Source organism: Bradyrhizobium erythrophlei, from assembly GCF_042430365.1.
Classification (GTDB): Bacteria; Pseudomonadota; Alphaproteobacteria; order Rhizobiales; family Xanthobacteraceae; genus Bradyrhizobium; species Bradyrhizobium erythrophlei.
In genome coordinates this window covers 63,716-80,088 of record NZ_JBHMET010000233.1, presented here as the reverse complement: position 1 = coordinate 80,088, position 16,373 = coordinate 63,716, and the positions used below count along the sequence as shown (strand labels likewise).

Annotated in this window: 12 protein-coding genes and 1 tRNA gene; 7 read left to right on the top strand and 6 right to left on the bottom strand. The window is 62.8% G+C overall.

Annotated features, from left to right (window positions below; all coding sequences use genetic code 11):
- Nucleotides 1–474: 474 nt before the first annotated feature.
- Together ACFFWD_RS35670 and ACFFWD_RS35665 are read right to left on the bottom strand one after the other, a co-directional pair.
- Complete coding sequence (locus tag ACFFWD_RS35670) at nucleotides 475–1,179, bottom strand: flagellar hook assembly protein FlgD (RefSeq protein WP_376973594.1); 705 nt, start codon at nucleotides 1,177–1,179, stop codon at nucleotides 475–477.
- A 10-nt stretch (nucleotides 1,180–1,189) separates the two neighbouring features.
- Nucleotides 1,190–2,803 carry a flagellar hook-length control protein FliK gene (locus tag ACFFWD_RS35665; protein ID WP_376973592.1) on the bottom strand — a complete coding sequence of 538 codons (1,614 nt, stop codon included), beginning with the start codon at nucleotides 2,801–2,803 and terminating at the stop codon, nucleotides 1,190–1,192.
- A gap of 368 nt (nucleotides 2,804–3,171) precedes the next feature.
- Between ACFFWD_RS35665 and mnmA the strand changes: the two genes are divergently transcribed.
- The 4 genes from mnmA (at nucleotide 3,172) to ACFFWD_RS35645 (ending at nucleotide 5,686) form a co-directional block, all read left to right on the top strand.
- Nucleotides 3,172–4,371, top strand: a complete 1,200-nt coding sequence (gene mnmA / locus ACFFWD_RS35660; protein WP_376973590.1) for a tRNA 2-thiouridine(34) synthase MnmA — start codon at nucleotides 3,172–3,174, stop codon at nucleotides 4,369–4,371.
- A 16-nt stretch (nucleotides 4,372–4,387) separates the two neighbouring features.
- Nucleotides 4,388–5,026: a class I SAM-dependent methyltransferase gene (locus tag ACFFWD_RS35655; RefSeq protein ID WP_376973588.1), complete on the top strand. Its 639-nt coding sequence runs from the start codon at nucleotides 4,388–4,390 to the stop codon at nucleotides 5,024–5,026.
- A gap of 104 nt (nucleotides 5,027–5,130) precedes the next feature.
- Nucleotides 5,131–5,493, top strand: coding sequence for a hypothetical protein (locus tag ACFFWD_RS35650; RefSeq protein WP_376973586.1), 363 nt, complete (start codon nucleotides 5,131–5,133; stop codon nucleotides 5,491–5,493).
- A gap of 116 nt (nucleotides 5,494–5,609) precedes the next feature.
- Nucleotides 5,610–5,686, top strand: a tRNA-Met gene (locus ACFFWD_RS35645).
- Nucleotides 5,687–6,772: 1,086 nt separating this feature from the next.
- Here ACFFWD_RS35645 and ACFFWD_RS35640 read toward each other — a convergent pair.
- From ACFFWD_RS35640 to ACFFWD_RS35630, 3 genes are read right to left on the bottom strand one after another with little or no spacing between them, the layout of a single operon-like run.
- On the bottom strand, nucleotides 6,773–8,083 hold the full coding sequence (locus ACFFWD_RS35640; RefSeq protein ID WP_376973584.1) for a BilD N-terminal domain-containing protein: 1,311 nt from the start codon (nucleotides 8,081–8,083) through the stop codon (nucleotides 6,773–6,775).
- Complete coding sequence (locus tag ACFFWD_RS35635) at nucleotides 8,080–8,526, bottom strand: hypothetical protein (protein ID WP_376973582.1); 447 nt, start codon at nucleotides 8,524–8,526, stop codon at nucleotides 8,080–8,082. The genes ACFFWD_RS35640 and ACFFWD_RS35635 overlap by 4 nt, the downstream gene beginning before the upstream one ends.
- Nucleotides 8,523–8,969: a ubiquitin family protein gene (locus tag ACFFWD_RS35630; protein ID WP_376973580.1), complete on the bottom strand. Its 447-nt coding sequence runs from the start codon at nucleotides 8,967–8,969 to the stop codon at nucleotides 8,523–8,525. Before ACFFWD_RS35630 ends, ACFFWD_RS35635 begins: the two co-directional genes overlap by 4 nt.
- 130 nt (nucleotides 8,970–9,099) lie before the next feature.
- Between ACFFWD_RS35630 and ACFFWD_RS35625 the strand changes: the two genes are divergently transcribed.
- The 3 genes from ACFFWD_RS35625 to ACFFWD_RS35615 are packed head-to-tail and all read left to right on the top strand — an operon-like array spanning nucleotide 9,100 to nucleotide 10,932.
- The gene (locus ACFFWD_RS35625) at nucleotides 9,100–9,378 is read left to right on the top strand and encodes a type II toxin-antitoxin system HigB family toxin (RefSeq protein ID WP_376973578.1); all 279 of its coding nucleotides are present in this window, start codon (nucleotides 9,100–9,102) and stop codon (nucleotides 9,376–9,378) included.
- A 13-nt stretch (nucleotides 9,379–9,391) separates the two neighbouring features.
- On the top strand, nucleotides 9,392–10,543 hold the full coding sequence (locus ACFFWD_RS35620) for an ImmA/IrrE family metallo-endopeptidase (protein WP_376973576.1): 1,152 nt from the start codon (nucleotides 9,392–9,394) through the stop codon (nucleotides 10,541–10,543).
- Nucleotides 10,544–10,551: 8 nt separating this feature from the next.
- Entirely contained in the window at nucleotides 10,552–10,932 is a 381-nt protein-coding gene (locus ACFFWD_RS35615; RefSeq protein ID WP_376973574.1) for a phosphoribosyltransferase-like protein, read from the top strand.
- A 737-nt stretch (nucleotides 10,933–11,669) separates the two neighbouring features.
- Here ACFFWD_RS35615 and ACFFWD_RS35610 read toward each other — a convergent pair.
- Nucleotides 11,670–16,349 carry a cytochrome P450 gene (locus ACFFWD_RS35610; RefSeq protein WP_376973572.1) on the bottom strand — a complete coding sequence of 1,560 codons (4,680 nt, stop codon included), beginning with the start codon at nucleotides 16,347–16,349 and terminating at the stop codon, nucleotides 11,670–11,672.
- Nucleotides 16,350–16,373 lie beyond the last annotated feature (24 nt).

Sequence of the window (16,373 nt, the reverse complement as noted above, 5' to 3'; positions counted from 1 at the left end):
TGTGGTCCTGACGCCCCAGTGGCTGGTGTCTCCTCGCAAGACGCGAACGCGTCTTTGCGAAGACGGTGGCAAAAAAGCCCGGTCTCGCCGGGGAGAGCACGAAGTAAGCCGTAAAACCACTGCGCAGGGAAAGCCGGAGTTTCCGGTTTCACCTGTGGTCCTACCCCTGTGCTTTTTGTTGCACAGGGCCCATGGGTGCGATCGGCACCCGGCTTTCCCTGCGCCCTCTGCTCGATGAGAGGGCGACACGAGACGCAAAGCTCGGGCGATTCACGCCGCGAGAATACGGACTCACGTCCTCTTCGCTGTTTGACAATTGAATCGGAGTTCCTCCCCGTCATTGCGAGGAGCTCGCGACAAAATTGCAAAGCAATTTTGCGCTGAAGCGACGAAGCAATCCATGCTTCCGCAAGTGGCGACGTGGACTGCGTCGCTCCGCTCGCAATGACGTGGGGACGGCGTGCGCCAATACAACTAGCTCGTGGTCGACGGACGGACCACGCGCTTGACCTTGTCGGTCGTATAGGACTGGCCGCCGATCGAGAGCAGCGGCGGCGAGGCGGTGAGGTCGACGGAATCGACCACGCCCTGGACCTCGGTCGAGATCGAGACGGTCTTGCCGTTGGAGTCCTTGCCGGTTGCGGTCAGCGTATAGGTCCCGGGCGGCCACTTGGTGCCGTCGTTGCCCTTGCCGTCCCAGACGAAGCTGGCATTGCCCTGGCTCAGCGTGAAATTGCCGGAATAGGCGGTCTGGCCGGTCGAATTCGTGATCGTGATCGTCGCGTTGGTGCCTTTCGGCGCGGTCAGGTTCCAGGTCGCGGATTTGTCGAACTGGGCCTTGCTGCCGTCGACCGCAACGGTGTTGCCGACATAGACCAGCGCCTGCGTCGATTGCGCGCTCTGCTCGATCGCGATCAGGGACTTCAACTGGTCGTTCGATTTGAGCTGCTGCTCGACGCCCGCGAACTGCACCAGTTGCTGGGTGAACTGGTTGGTGTCGAGCGGATCGAGCGGGTTCTGGTTCTGCAACTGCGTCGTCAGCAGCGTGAGGAAGGTCTGGAAATTATCGGCGATGCCCTTCGTCGCCGTCGACGCGGTGTTGTTGCTGCTCGAGCTCGACCCGGTGTTGGTGGCGGGCGCCGAAACCACCGGCGTTGGCATGGTTGCATCGACTGACATCGTGAGCTCCTTACACTCTGATATCGACCCCGCCGCTCGCGCCGGACATGCGCCCGTAGGAGCGGCCGGCGACGGCGGCAGGGATCGTCTCTTCTTCGCCGACGATCAGGCGGTGGGCGTTTGGATTGGACTGGCCGTTGTTGTTCTGGCCCGACTGCGATTGATCGCGCAGGCTGAACTGCAGGCCGCCATTGCCGGTCGATAGGCCGGCATTGTCGAGGGCGCGCTGCAACTGGTTGGCGTCCTGGCGCAGCATCGACAGCGTTTCGGGCCGCTCGACCGTGAGATGCGAGGTGACCTGGCCGTTGCGGTCAACGTCGATGCGGACGTCGATGCGGCCAAGCTCGGCCGGATCGAGCCGGATCTCGAAGCGGCTCTTGCCGCTCTTCGCCGATGCCGCGATCTCCACGGCAAGCCCGCTGAGCGGCACTGCGGCGCTTTGCGTTGCGGCGGTTGCGGTCAATTGTGCCGTCGCAGCCGGCGTTGCCGGCGTGGTCGGCGGTTGCGGTTGGATCGCGTTGGCGGCTTGCGCGCCGGCATCGGGCGTGTTGACCAGCGCCTGTGCCGCAGCGGCCGAATGACCGTTGGTCGCGGGCGTTGGCGCCGCATTGCTTGGAGCGTCGGCTTTGACGGCATCGACAACGCCGTCAGCGGCTTTTGCCTTGCCGGTGACAGCGGGCGGCTGGGTGACGCCGGGGACGATGGTGGCCGTTGTTGCAGATGCGGTGTTGTTGGTGGTGGTGGCGGATCCGGTCGCGCCGTCCTGTTCGGCAGGCGTCGTGACGATGCCATCCTTCCCGGCGATTTGGGGCGCGGTCGGCGACGCCGTCTTCGTGGCCGGCGTTCCGGTGGCGACGGTTGCGGCCAGCGCGATGCCGGTGCTGGCGTTGCCGGTTTCCGCGGCGACGCCTTGCACCGTTGCCGCATCGGCCTTTGCGGCTTGCGTTTCGCTCTTCAGGCCGGCCGCCTTGGCGACATCGGCCGCATTCGCAGCGGTCGTGGCCGCCGTCGCCGCGTCGGCTCCGGTCGGGGCGGCTGTGCCGGCAATCGCCGAGCTCGCAGCGATGGCCGCAGCGGCGATCGCAAGCGGGGCGGCGGGCTTGTCGGATAACGCCGCTGCCGCGCCGGTCGGCGTTGCGGGCACGGGAATCGCGGCAGCGATGGCATCCGTCGTAGCCGTTGCGGCCGCATCCTGCTTGGCGTCGGTCGGACCGGTGACCGGCGTCTGGTCGGCGGAGTCGGTCTTGCCGGTTGATTTCTGGTCGTCGGATTTCGACGCCGACTTCGGCTTGCTCTTGCGTGGCGCGTCACTGCGGCCGTCGACCTTGTCATTGTCTTGCGCGCCGGTCGCGTTGTCGGAGTCCCGCGCCGTCCCGTCGGGCGCCGTGTCGCGCGATCGGGGGTTGGTCGGCGATGAATCATCGGCGCGGCGCGCGGGGGCGGGCGGCGAGTTCGACGAGTCGGGCAGGCGATTGTCGCTGTTGTTGGCGGCCGTGTTGTTGCTGTCGACCAGCGAGGCAAAGCTGTCGTTCCGCGCCGACGGGGCGGGGTCCGGGCGCTGCGACCGCTGGGGCGAGCCCTGGAAAGACAGGTTTGCCGATGCTTCTGACGTGACGCTGACCACAGCCGATCCTCGTGATGAGACTTCCGCCTTCCATTCAGCAAGGACCGGGCCATTGCCCGGAGATGGATAATTATGTGTTATATCAATGGCTTATGTGGACGGCTTGGCTGCCGAGGCGGGTTCCGAGCGGTCTCGTTTTTGCCCGGCGGCAAGATTTGCCCTGCCGCGGCAGCGCTCCGTGACTTCCCCTGATTGCCTCTGCGGAATACGGCCTATATTAAAGGGTGGCCTTCGACGCGTCCCGAACCGACCGATCCGGCCCCGGATTCGTCTTCTGGGCTCGCCCCAAGGCCTTCTGGATAAAGGCCTTTTAATCCCGTCGCCGAGCCAGTGAAACTCGTCGCGATAACGATCGATGACCGCTTAAGATGCTCAACAGTCTGGATCTCGAAGGCCGCCCTGAGGACACACGGATCGTGGTCGCCATGTCCGGCGGCGTGGATTCCTCGGTGACGGCTGCGCTGCTGAAGTCGCAGGGCTATGACGTGGTTGGCATCACCCTGCAGCTCTACGACCATGGCGCCGCCACCCATCGCAAGGGGGCCTGCTGCGCCGGCCGCGATATCCATGACGCGCGCAACGTTGCCGAGCGCATCGGCATTCCGCATTACGTCCTCGACTATGAAAGCCGCTTCAAGGAGCAGGTGATCGACAATTTCGCCGACAGCTACGCGCTCGGCGAGACGCCGGTGCCGTGCATCGAGTGCAACCGTTCGGTGAAGTTTCGCGACCTGCTCGCGACCGCGCGCGAGCTCGGTGCTCAGGCGCTTGCCACCGGCCACTACGTCGCATCGCGTCGCCTCGCTGACGGATCGCGTTCGATGGTTTGCGCAGCCGACGCCGATCGCGATCAGAGCTACTTCCTGTTCGTGACGACGCGCGAGCAGCTCGACTTCCTGCGCTTCCCGCTCGGCGACATGACCAAGCCGCAGACCCGCGAGCTCGCGCGCCGATTCGATCTCGAGGTCGCCGACAAGCAGGACAGCCAGGATATCTGCTTCGTGCCGACCGGCCGCTACACCGATATCATCGGTCGCCTGAAGCCGAATGCGATCGCTCCGGGCGACATCGTCGATCTCGCCGGCAACATCATCGGCCAGCACCAGGGCATCGTTCATTTCACCGTCGGCCAGCGCAAGGGGCTCGGCATCGCCTCGGGTCATCCGCTTTATGTCGTCAAGCTGGACGCCGCGACCCGTCGCGTCGTGGTCGGACCGCGCGAGGCATTGCGGATGGATCGGATCGCGCTGCGCGACGTCAACTGGATCGGCGACGGGCCGCTGGATCGCGTGATCGGCGACGGCATCGAGCTGTATGTCCGCGTGCGCTCGACCCGCTCGCCGCAGCCGGCGTGGCTGCGCGCCGTCGATGGCGGATACGAGGTCGAACTCGTCGCCGGAGAAGAGGGCGTGTCGCCCGGACAGGCCTGCGTGTTCTACGATGCGGCTTCGGGGCAGGCGCGCGTGCTTGGCGGCGGCTTCATCAAGAGCGCGACCGCAAGCCGCGTGGCGGCGCGGGCAGGGACGCGGGATACAATGGCGCCGCTCGCAGAAGCGGTCCGCGGTTAGGATTTCGGGGCGGGGCATGGCTGGGGACATCGACCGCGACGGGGTCGAAAAGGCGTATGGGCGCTGGGCGCCGATCTACGATCTCGTGTTCGGCAAGGTGTTCGATCAGGGCCGCCAGTCGACCATTGCGGAGGCCGACCGGATCGGCGGCCGTGTGCTCGATGTCGGCGTCGGCACCGGTTTGTCGCTGTCGGATTATTCGCGCACGACAAAGCTCTGCGGCGTCGATATTTCCGAGCCGATGCTGCGGCGGGCGCAGCAGCGCGTGCGCGCGCTGGGATTGAGCAATGTCGAGGCGCTGGCGGTGATGGACGCCAAGAATCTTGCCTTTCCTGATTCGTTTTTCGACGCGGTGGTCGCGCAATATGTCATCACCGCGGTGCCGGATCCCGAGGCGACGCTGGACGACTTCATCCGCGTGCTGAAGCCCGGCGGCGAATTGATCCTGGTCAATCATATCGGCGCCGAAAGCGGGCCGCGTCGCCTGTTCGAGCTGGCTTTCGCGCCGCTGGCGCGCCGGCTTGGTTGGCGGCCGGAATTCCCCTGGGCGCGGCTGACCGATTGGGCCGCCAGGCATGGCGGCGTGAGCCTTGCAGAGCGCCGTCCGATGCCGCCGATGGGACATTTTTCGCTGATCCGCTTCCGCAAATCGTGAGGCTGCGAGGCTCGTAAGGGGCATGATTCTCGCGAAGGGCCGGTTCCAGCCTCTTTCGGATCAAGCTCGGGGGAACATCGGCGTGTCAGCGCGGTTTTCTCTCCATGCGGATCACTCAGTCACTTCTTTTGTCATGTGCGCTGATGGCGCCCGTCGTGGCTTCGGCCCAGGCGCCGCCCAGCCCGACGACACCGCCGGCCCAGACCGCCCCACCATCGCCGACGCGCGCGGCGAACTGCGCCCCGATGCAACAGCCGGCTCATCCCGGGATTGTGGTCCCGGAGGGAACCACCACCGGTCAGAGCACGATGCCGCTGGGCGACAAGCTGGCGAAATCCGACGGGGTGCTGTGCCCGCCCGCTGGCGTGGATCCCGAAATGCGCGCGCCGACCCCGGAAGGCGGCAACACGCCGGTGATTCCGCCGCCCGGCAGTCCCGGCGGCGACCCTTCGATCCGCCCGAAATAGCGTAGGCTTACAATGAGTTGCGGGAGGGGCCCGGGTTGCTTGACAGGCGTGCGGCCCACTCCTTATATGCCGCGCGTTCGCGTCCCGCGGCTTGATGCCGCCGACCGCGACGCCGTGGCGGGGTAGCTCAGCTGGTTAGAGCACGGGAATCATAATCCTGGGGTCGGGGGTTCGAGTCCCTCCCCCGCTACCAAAAACACAGCAAAATCAATTAATTGCTTGCTGGTCGCGCGGACACGATATTTCGGCGCCGGCCTCGTAGCAAATCGGTAGCAGTCGAGCGTAGTCGGCGGACGATAGTCTAATCCTTGAAGTGGTCAGTATTCGAATCCTTCCGCAAGGCGGCGACTCGAATGCCGATCCCCTCCTGACGTGTATGTCGCCTCAGTCGAACAACCGCTGACGTTCTAATCGGCGGGTCCTCGGTTCAGGTTCTGCTGCGAGCACCAAATCCCTCGAGCTTGCGAATAGCTCAGTGATGGCCAAGCCGTTATTTTGCGTTGGTCGCGGCTAGGTCACGCGAAAAGATCCAGCCGCTGTCGTCGATCGGCTTTTTCTGCAAGCATTCGAAAGGAAAATCTCAGCCGGCATCTCGACTGGCGACCGCAACGTAGCTCATCGATTGCGCGCATCGGGAGCAAGAAGCGGGGCTAGCGGGCGGAGGTGAGAGTCTTCTGATCGGTGGGGAGGCCCGCAAAAGCAGGTGAGAGTCCCTCCCTCTCCGCCACTTGATTGCGACGTGCGAAAAACCCAATAAAACCGGGCATTTCTCGAGCCACCGGATTCGGACGGTGGAGAACCGCGGTGGAGACCCTGTGGGTCCCGCGGCCCGGTCAAGTTGCCATCATTGAGCCGTCCGCGGGAAGCTCGAATCCTTGGAAAATGGCCGAAGTCACCTGAGCGAGCATCGAGCCCTTCGAGCCAGCGACATAGGTGCGGGAGGAGTGGATCGCATTAACGAAACGCTGATGCCGCCTACGGAGCAGGCCAAGGCCAACGACCATCGGATTTAGCGGGCAGCAAAAGGCATTAGAACCGCCCGTTGAACACGGTAGATGTCGTCAGTACCGGCTGCCCCTTGGACGTGGAGCGAACGGTGCGACATCGGGCGGCCGCGGCCCCGCTGTGCCAGCGCGTCCCATACCGTAAAACACTTGACCATTTCCGGCTGACCGGGCGACCTCAATTCAATCTGACGTGACAGTCCTTTCTATCCGCCTGGGCAGCGACGTCCACGCGATCGCCGCTCGGCGAGACGATGTCACCGCAGTTCCGTTGCCTACACTTGCGCGCTCGACCGTAGCGATGCGCACGTCGGGCAGCTGGGACGCTTCGGGACAATCGCCCAGATAGGGCTCTCCGGACGAAGAGGCGTCGCGTAAATCTGCTGATCTGGGAGCGCAGCGCCGAGGACACCGGCACGGTGCCGAAGGAAATAAGTCGCCGTTAGCAGTCCGGCCCAGAACGAGACGAACGCCACCGTCGGAATGGGAGCGTCGGCAGGATCGTCGTCGGGGTGCAGGCACTCGGCGCAACCGTCCGTGCCGGGCACATGGAACGATGCCATGGCGGACCAGTGCGTCGTTGCGCCGACGCCGAGCCATGCCGGCCAGCCGCGCTGCACAAGCCACCGCGAGGGGATGTCGTCGACGCCCACCAGCACGACCTCGCTCAGGCCGATCGAATTGGCGGTCTCAGGACCAAATCGCTCCGGGATGGGCGTGACTGCCAGGCCGGTTCCTGCGCACATCTCTTCGAGGTCTTTGGCCTTTTGCGCGCCGAAGTGGGATCGCAGCAGCAGCATGTACCGATTGAGGTTGGTCAGATCGGCGAATTCGGGCTCGATCACGCGGGCATGCCCGCGGACCTCCGGCAGCCGCGTCAAGGCGAAAAGTGCCGATTGGGTAATCGCGCCTCCGCTCACGCAATCGAACTCGCCGAGTGCGCTCACCATCGGCGTGCCGGCCGGTGCCAGCGCGAACTCGATGTCGGTCGAGGGCGCGAACGTCTCCATCATCACCGCGGGGTTGCGGGCGTGGCGCACGATCTTCCGCATCGCGATCTTGAAGGCCTCGGTCGCAGCCATCGCCGCTGCGGCCATGGCGCCCAGCGGCCATCGGCCTGCACGCCACCGTATAGCCCTCGCCGGCGGGGAGAGCCTGCCGGTCCAGTCGTCCGCATTAACGCTGATCATCGCGCGCCCACGCAGCGACGTCTCGGTATCGCCGAGCGTGACGACGAGATCGACCGGGTCGGCCGGCATCGCACTGGAGAACGTTATGCCAGGCAGCAGGTCGCGACCCACGGCGAGCAAGCCGGTGATCATCAGGCCCGCCGGCACAGGTGGTTGCGCGGCAGCGAGGAGAATGTCGGGTGCGACCAGATGCACTCGATGTCCCGACCGCGCCATCAGCATCGCCAGCGTCATGAAGGCGGTCTGCGCCGAGTGCGAAGCCAGGTTCGAGGAGTCGGCGACGATCGCTACCTCCGTCTCGATCAACGCGGCGAGCAGCGCGTCGTCGGGCGTGGATGCGTCGAGTTCGTCGCGCATCAGCCGCATCGTGCGGTCGAGGGCCAGTTGCAGGGTCATGTCATCACCAGTCGTGAAGCAATGGGGACTTCCTTCCAGCGCCCGCCGGGCTGGATCTCGGTCAGGTAGGCCTCGTCGAAGCCGATCGGCCCGAGCCCGAAGTTCGGGATCACCAACGAAAGGAATCCAGGGGTGTGGATGATCGGGTATTCGTCATCCGTGCGCGAATGAAAGGCCTCGCGGGGGTGCGTGTGCACCTGGACGCGGATGCCCATCTTGGTGGCACCGAGTTCCAGCCAGAACTCGTTCAGCCAAGTGTCGTCGAGCACGAAGCCGCCGAAATGTCCGGCATGCTTCGGATGCACGACCTTGGCGATGATGTCCGGCTGCGACCAGGGGCTGAGCCAGAGCACTTGGCATTCCTCCCGACCGCAGCCGCAGTCGCGGAAGTGCCGGAAGGTCGCTTCCAGCACACCGCGATCGAGGCGATAGGGCGCGCTCATGAGCCGCCCTTCACGGCGCCAGGGCGCAGCAGCAACTGGTCGTTCGGCTCGACGCCCGCCTGCTTCAGCGTCAGCCCGTCGGCCAATTCCGCACCGCCCTTGTAGAGCGAGAGCGTGTGGGGATTGGCGGCGCCGAACGCGCGGATCGCCTCGTCCAGTAAGTGCTTGACGGTCTCCTCGGGACGAACCTCGAACGTCTTGACGACGCCGTTGTAGAGCACCTTCACGGTGAACTTGTGCGGGTGCTCCATCTCCTCGATCGCCTTCTCGACCTCGGCCTCGGCCTTCGCCACGTCGTTGGCGGCTTCGCGGCTCTTTTCGAGGGCCTGTTCGAGGTTGCGTTCAGCGCGGTGCAGGTGTTCGACGGGGGGGCCCTCGGTGTGCTGGTTGTCCAAACGATCGCTCTCCGGCTTGCTGCCGTCGCCGCGCTCGACATCGTGCATCGTGTGACTTCTCCTAGTTCCCATAATAGGAACGATGTCTGTGTAGCTTGATTCGGAGCGAAGCGCAACGTAATCGATCCCATTTTGGGAACCATTTTTCTTGCGCTTGAGCAGCGGTTATGGGATAGCAATGAGGATTGCGGGGAAATCCAAGCTGATTCGGGCGTCGTCGGAGTGCAATGACGAGACGGCCGGGGCCTATCGAGCCTTTCATGCTGAGCTTGAAGCGGCGGCCTGGCGGTCTCCCAAGGACGTCCTTGCCGCCTACCCCGATGCCAAACTCGAGACGCAGAGCCTGGTCGTTCCCCTTGACGGGCAACATTGCGTCGTCCTCGCGATCAACTACGAAACGGGAATCGCCCTGATCGACTACGCGGGACCTCGCGCGCGTCGTCCGGGTGATTCATGACACGGAAGTCTTCATGAACGTCACACCAATTCGCTCGGAAGCTCATTACGAAGCCGCGCTCGAACGGATGAGCGTTCTGATTGGCAAGCACGATCAGCGCTCGCTCGACGAGCTTGAGGTGCTTCAGACGCTCGTAGAGAAATGGGATCGCGAGAATAGCAATGTCATGGCCCTGCCTACCCCGGTAGAGGCGATACGCTTCCGCATGAAGCAGGGCAACTTGAAGCCTCGCGATCTCGAGCCATACATCGGGCATAAATCCAAGGTGTCCGAAGTTCTGAGCGGCCGTCGTCCTCTGTCGATCGATATGATCCGTGCGCTTCATCGTCACCTTGGAATCCCTCTCGCGTCTTTGGTCGGACCAGACGAGGACGATCGAAACGAGCCGCGGCTTACCAAGTCGGCGATGAAGACGCTCGCGAGCTTCGGAGTTTTGAGGCAGAAGGAGCATCATTCCGCCTTTCTCGCGAGGGCGTTTGCCGGCACTGCTTTGCCCGCCATGCTGCGGAAGACGCGCACAGAGCGGACTAATGCCAAGACTGATGTTAATGCGCTGGAGGCTTGGTGCGCTGCGGTCCTCGTGAAGGCGGCTTCCTTTAAGCCTCCCAAGAAGCGGCACGCTATTTCGCGCGAATTTGGTCGCGAACTCGCTCGGCTAAGCACCAAGCCAGATGGTCCGACTCTTGTGAGGGATGCACTCGCGCAAGTCGGTGTGGCGTTCGTGATCCTTGAGCATCTGCCCGGAACGTTCCTCGACGGTGCAGCGCTCTGTCGAGCCGATGCGACCCCTATAATTGCGATGACTGTCCGCCATGACCGACTGGATAATTTCTGGTTTACCCTTCTCCACGAGTACGCGCACGTCTGCTGCCATCTAACTGGTGATACCAAGCTCATCTTCGACGATCTCGATGTTAAAAGCTCCGATGCGATCGAGAGAGAGGCCGACGAATTTGCGCAATCGACGCTCATCCCGCCGAAGATTGCGCAGAAGCTGGCTTCGAGCGAACTGGCTCCGGAAGACGTAGTACGCATAGCGGCGGAAGCCGAAGTCCATTCGGCGATCGTCGCTGGTCGGTGGCAGCGCGATCACAACGACTACCGGCGCTTCGCCAAGATGCTTGGTCATAGGCAAGTACGAGAGCAATTGTTTTCGAACGATTGAGTTCGTCGGTGACCGCTGGCAAGACGCGGCCGGCCTCGGGGGCTAAAGTATGGTGTTCGTTTGTACAGAGCGGCAGGATTTCTGTTTTCGTGATGTTTGCCTTCCCAGAGGCTCTGGTGAAACTCCGCGAAGCGTTCCCTGAACTGCAAGCTGTTGCGGCGAACGTCTTGGGCGATGAGTTGCGCTCGCTCGCTGCTGACGCCTCAATTTTCGAGGATGAAGCCAGTCACCGCTTCGCGCGGGATATGCTGCTTCAGATTGGGCGGGAGCTGTACCCAGATGCTCCACTTGGCTTCGGCGACATGGGAGCCTTAGTGGCCTTCCACAATGCTGTTCCCAACAACACGCTGCCCATCTTTTGGAGCAATGGGGGTTCGGATCGTCCTTGACGACCGCTCTTTCCGCAGGCCTAGAAGGACTTTCGGAGAGATTTTGGGAACGGTCCACTTGGTTGAGATTGCGGGGCGCATCCTGGCAACTATGGAACGGAAGGCTCCCAGCTTTCACGAGAGGCCCTCGATAGTCATCGGGCCGATCACTCGCGCCGCGTGACGGATTCGCGCCAAGGCTGCATCTCGTAAATCGCAGTATCGCGACTGGGAGATTCCGTCGGACACGCTGCTCGATCAGTGCCAAGTCGTCGAGGCGGATGGTATCCGACGAACTTAATGTTCGTGACCTTGTCCAGCACTCCCGACAAATCGATGGTAGCGAGTGTGTTCTCTATTTGCTGTGTTCTGCTTTGACACAGTCACCTCCTGTGGCGCCAATTCATACGGCTCCTCCCACTCAACCCTACCGCTTCATCGCAAATGCATTCACTGCGTAGGTACACTATTCGCCTGCCGTGAGACCCAGCGCAATAGAGCCACGCCATCGCATCTTCGTATGCCCCCAGCTAACAATCAGTGGTTCGCAATGTAAGGCGCTCGCGTACGCGCGGTGCCCATCGGAAAAATCAGGGAAGCTTTACCTCCTTGCCGGAGGCAAGTACGCGAGTGCCGCCTCAGGCGGGGGTTCCGCTTCCGTAATAATCTGACAAGACGTCCCGACATCATTAAGCTAGGGAGAGAAGATCGTCTTCCTACCAGGATTAGTATTGGGAGCTCGTTCATCGCGCTGGCGTCTATCCTGGCTGGTTTATGTCGATCAGGTACTGAATGGCGGACCGGCTCGGCAAGAAGAAGTATCCGCCAGCTCGTGCGGTCACGAACGTCTTCATGCCGTGCAACTGAACGGGACCTGACGCCGTTGGAATGGTGAAAGAACGCGGTCTCTTTGGATCAGACCATGCCACCATTGGATCGGGCTCGTCTCTCAGGCCGTGAAACGATGGCGATTGAATCCAGGTTTGTTGAACGAACTCGAATTGCCGGTCGAGATCGGCGCAGAGGCACATGAACAGCAGACCCTTTTCCGTTTCAGCATCCTCTGACGGGCGGTACGCGTAGGGCCGTCCCCGCCGCAGCAATCGGTGGCGGTTGGTGATCGACTGTTGACCCGGATCATCCGGCTGCAGACTGTCCCGCGGGTTGGCGCGGCGGATATGGGCGCCGAGCGGGCAATGCAATCCCTGCGGATCGTCCACACCATAGCTAAATTTGTTGTCAAGCGCTTCGCCCTTGCGCGGGCTCTCCTCGCGGTCGGCACCCGGCCGCTCGACCAGGGCCGTGCCGTCGGGCCAACGGCCGATCATCTTTGCGGCCAGCCATTTGGCGTTGATTCTAGCGCCGACAGTATCCGCGAGGTTCGGATAGTCGTCATCGATCTGGCGCGCCTTGGCGTCAAGAAATTCGGCGAAACCAGCGACGTCCTGCGCAAGTTGCCGAACCACGAGGAAGCTGCCATTGCGGCCGAAGTCACGTACGGCGGAGTTGCCTTCGAACGAAGGGAACTCGCTCGGCGCGTCCGCGAGGACGACGGGAAGGTGCTCGTTCTGATCGGAGTCCGCGCGGACCGTCGCGGTGGGCGGATAGTAGCCCTGGTTGTTGCGGTATCCGAGAATGAATTCGCCAGGCTCCACGATGTCGCGTTTTTGTACGCCCTTCAGAAAGCGTTGGCTCCCTCGTATCGCCGGCTGCGAAATGCCGTCACGGAATCCGAAATGTTCATAGAGAACGTAGTCGACGTCGTTGTCGCTCCGTAGATCCTCGCCCAGCGGGCATTGGACTCTTGCGCGCCCTTCCTGCTCATAGGAGATGCGCTCGATTGCCGGCTGGGTCGGGACGACATGAATCAACGCGTCTTTGCCGAGCGTCGCAACGTGATCGGCGAGGGCTTTTTCGCATTCCAGGGCATCCTGGGCGTAGATGAGGAGGACGGCATCGGCGCCGGACGGCCTCGCGCTACATCCGTCGGGGCCCGCGTTCGGCGTGGCGTCCGACCAGCGCCATCCCGCCGGTGAGGACTGTCCGAAATCTCCAAGGCTACGGCTGCGATTGGCCATTCCCATGTTGAAGGTGTTCGGGAAAGCACCCAGCCCGTCGTGCTGGGTTGCCTCCGACAGCCCGAGCTTGTGCAGACCGGCGGCACTGAAACCGACGAAGGTTGCGAGGTTCTGCAGGCGGCGGTCGGGGCTAAACGGATGGTCGCCGAAGGTTATCCTGAAGGCTCCGTCTTCGTCCTCGTCGAGCTCTGCGACGCTGTGCGGTGATTTTGCTCCCGGCACCAGCTTTTCGAGCCATTCGGCACGCGCGGCCTTTGTGTCGGGCAGCCGTATCAGCGCGCAAATCGCGTAGCGCAAGTAGCGTTGGCCGCGGAAAAGCAACGACTGGACCTCGTCGGTTTCGATCACGTAATCGGGGCGTGGAATCGAACCGAAGCAATCGAGCCAGGCGCGCGCCGCGGAATCGGTCGATGCGCGCGCCAGGCCATCGTGGATCAACGCATTGCGACGGATCTGGTCGGTGGTGAGATGGGGGAAGCGGCTGTACCAGAATGGCGAAAGGACCTGCTGACGGCGGACCCAACGCTTGAACCGGTCGCCGTTCTGGGCTCCGTCGAGGATCAGGTACCGCGTGCGAGGGAAGCCAACCCCATTGCTCCAGGCGGCAGTCTGACCCAAGTGCGCTTTCATGATGAAGTCTTCAAGGTAACTTTCCCAGCTTCCGTCGTAGTTTGCCTGGAAGACGAGCTTGTCGTGACCGGGCAACCGGAACCATTTCGCGTAATGGATGGTGCCCATATTGAGGACGAAGCCGGGTCGGAAATAATTGAGCACCATCTGCTTGATGCCCCACAGCGACATCGCGAGCGTCAATTTCCTGAACCACCCGGGCTTCAGCGCCGTCACGGCCATGAAATGATTTTGGGCAAAGCCGGGCGGGTTTTCGACGCCGGCGATTGTAGCAACATCGTGCAGAACCGGGTTTCGGTCGTCCGGGATGTCCTTCGTCTCGTGGTAGCGGAGCAACGCAAGGAACCCGACGCCGACGATCGCAAGCACCGACAGCGTCGCCAGGGCACCACCCACCAGGGCCAGGATGATCCTGCCCGGAAGGACAATTGATGCGGAGCTATCGGTCGCGGTGGCGTGGAAGACGGCGACGGCAAACAGCGCGGCGAGTGCGAGGGCGGGGAGCGCGAGGCTCCAGTAATCCCAGGTCTTGAGGAATTTGAACACCGCTTCGCGCTTGGTGCACGGCTGCCAATCGGAGATCTTGAGGCGTCGCCTGCTTGGAACGACGAGGACGTCGTGCTCGGAAAACTTCGCGCCGCGCGCAAGCAAGTCCTCTATCCTTTGTCCTATGGCACCCGACGGCTTGATATTGGCCCAGCGCTCTGGATGGACGATGAACGATCGGACGAAGTCGAGTGCCTTCATCGCGCGATTACCGATGCCGACGTGGAACATCAGGAACAGGTCGAGGGCGTCACGCGCGAATGTGGACAGGGACTCCTGCATCGCGATGTCAGGTACGGAAAACTCCGGCGTCCCGTTGAAGTTGATGCCAGTTACGCCCCAAGGGCGGGTTCGAAGGTCACGTACATAGCTGTTGAGAATCTCGGCGAGCGCGGCCTTGCCCTTTGGCGTGTTCCGAAAGATCGAATGCAGCGTCCGGCTGGCCCGATCCGCAGCGGCGATCTTCTGAATCGCTGCTTCCGTCGATCCGTCGACGTTGAGCTCCAGCAGCAAATGGGGTGCGGCCTTGCCGTCATCGCCTGCATCGATCATGGACAGCGAGGCGAAATGAACGATGCCGGTCTCGTCGAGCATGCCGCGCATCGGTCGCGCTGAGGGATTTCCCAGTTCGGCGATCTGCCGCCGGATTTCCTCGAGTTTGGTGTCCGTCCGTTCGCCGTCGCTTACCTCGATCGGCGCGCAGATGGTCATCATGGTCTGGGTGGACGGCGAGGTCGGCGGATCGAAGTCCATGTCGAGCCAGCGTGGAAATGGTCCCGTCCACCTGATGCCGCCCCACCAGTCCCAGCTTGTCGGGCGACGACGAAGGTTCTCCTGCGACAGCAGGATCATGAAGATCTCGGTAATCTGGGAAATCGCCAGATGTTTACCCAGGCACTCGTGGACGCCGGTGCCGAATAGAAGATCCCATGAGGATGGCTCCCGATTGGTCCTGAACGCGCCGGGCCGATCCATCGCGCGGCGATCGCGCAAGGCTGACATGGTGGAAACGATCAGCGTCTTGCCCTTTGCGATCGTGCGGCGCGATGCTCCCGATCCAATCTCGGCCTCGCTCTTGACGAAGCGCCACTGTCCCGGCGCGAGCGCCGGATTAAGGCGTGCCGCTTCCAGCAAGGCGGCTTGCAGCGCCTTTCGGTCCGGATTGCCAAGTTTGCTGGCGCTCGTCGGGCTGTTTTCATCGATCTCGCGGGCGCGTCGGGCTTTCTCGACAGCGTCGCGCATGGCATCAGGCCTGCGTAATAGCTCCTGCAGGATCTTTCCGGCGGCCAGCGTATTCGTCGGAATGAACCCTGTTGCCAAGCCTAACAGGATGGCGCGGATTTTTTCATTCGTGATCGTGCCGTCAGTTTCCTGGCGCAGCAGCAGTCGACCAAGCACGGTATCGGAAACGTCCGCGCCGAGTTTGCGGCGCTTCTTGGTCTCGGCTATCGACCGATCGATGACGGCGCGCACGCGGGCTGCGCCGTTGAGGGCCAACTGACGGGTGGCCGGCGCACCGCAAGGATCCGCAAACAGCAGGGCCGAGATGGACATTGTCCATTCGGCGAAGATGTCCGGGTCGTCAACCTGAAGTCCGAAGTAGCGGATGCAGGTCTCTGCGGCAACGCGTGTGATGAAATCCTTCATCACGTCAATTCGGCCGCCGGACGCGCGAATCAAGGCCTTGGCGTATCGATTGCTCAATCGCGCGAGGTGCTCGGCATCCTCTTTGCCGAAGCCTGCCCTGAGCAGATCCTCGTCCGTCGTCGCTGGCCCGCCGACCACCTCGGATCGGGACTGCTCGCCGTTGCCGCCGAGGACCGTCCTGATGAGCCTGTTCTGCTCGTCATGAGCCGAGCCCTCCAGCCCCAGGACGAAGTGTTCGCCGCCTAGCTCCTTCATCTCGCGATCGAAGGGGACCTCGAACAGTTCAGGGTGAGCCAGCACACTGCAGACATCTGCATAACGCGTGACGACAACGAACGAACCGATCGTCGCGACAGGCCAGAATTCCCGGAGCAGGAACAACAGGGGCGGGAGAGCCGCTCCAGTCAACCAGACGGTTATGCGCCGACGCCAGCTGTCTGCACCGAGTTGGTCGAGGTCGAACGGTTGATTGGCGTCGTCAGCCTTGGTCTTACGTTGTGCTGCCTTGATGCGAGCATAATATTTGGACTTGAACATCGGCCCCCCGATTGTCCTGCAAGA

What these genes read in the sequence shown, in the direction of transcription:
- ACFFWD_RS35670 (WP_376973594.1), bottom strand. Translation starts at nt 1,179, where the DNA reads ATGTCAGTCGATGCAACCATGCCAACGCCGGTGGTTTCGGCGCCCGCC.
- mnmA (WP_376973590.1), top strand. Translation starts at nt 3,172, where the DNA reads ATGCTCAACAGTCTGGATCTCGAAGGCCGCCCTGAGGACACACGGATC.
- ACFFWD_RS35655 (WP_376973588.1), top strand. Translation starts at nt 4,388, where the DNA reads ATGGCTGGGGACATCGACCGCGACGGGGTCGAAAAGGCGTATGGGCGC.
- ACFFWD_RS35650 (WP_376973586.1), top strand. Translation starts at nt 5,131, where the DNA reads ATGCGGATCACTCAGTCACTTCTTTTGTCATGTGCGCTGATGGCGCCC.
- ACFFWD_RS35640 (WP_376973584.1), bottom strand. Translation starts at nt 8,083, where the DNA reads ATGACCCTGCAACTGGCCCTCGACCGCACGATGCGGCTGATGCGCGAC.
- ACFFWD_RS35635 (WP_376973582.1), bottom strand. Translation starts at nt 8,526, where the DNA reads ATGAGCGCGCCCTATCGCCTCGATCGCGGTGTGCTGGAAGCGACCTTC.
- ACFFWD_RS35630 (WP_376973580.1), bottom strand. Translation starts at nt 8,969, where the DNA reads ATGCACGATGTCGAGCGCGGCGACGGCAGCAAGCCGGAGAGCGATCGT.
- ACFFWD_RS35625 (WP_376973578.1), top strand. Translation starts at nt 9,100, where the DNA reads ATGAGGATTGCGGGGAAATCCAAGCTGATTCGGGCGTCGTCGGAGTGC.
- ACFFWD_RS35620 (WP_376973576.1), top strand. Translation starts at nt 9,392, where the DNA reads ATGAACGTCACACCAATTCGCTCGGAAGCTCATTACGAAGCCGCGCTC.
- ACFFWD_RS35610 (WP_376973572.1), bottom strand. Translation starts at nt 16,349, where the DNA reads ATGTTCAAGTCCAAATATTATGCTCGCATCAAGGCAGCACAACGTAAG.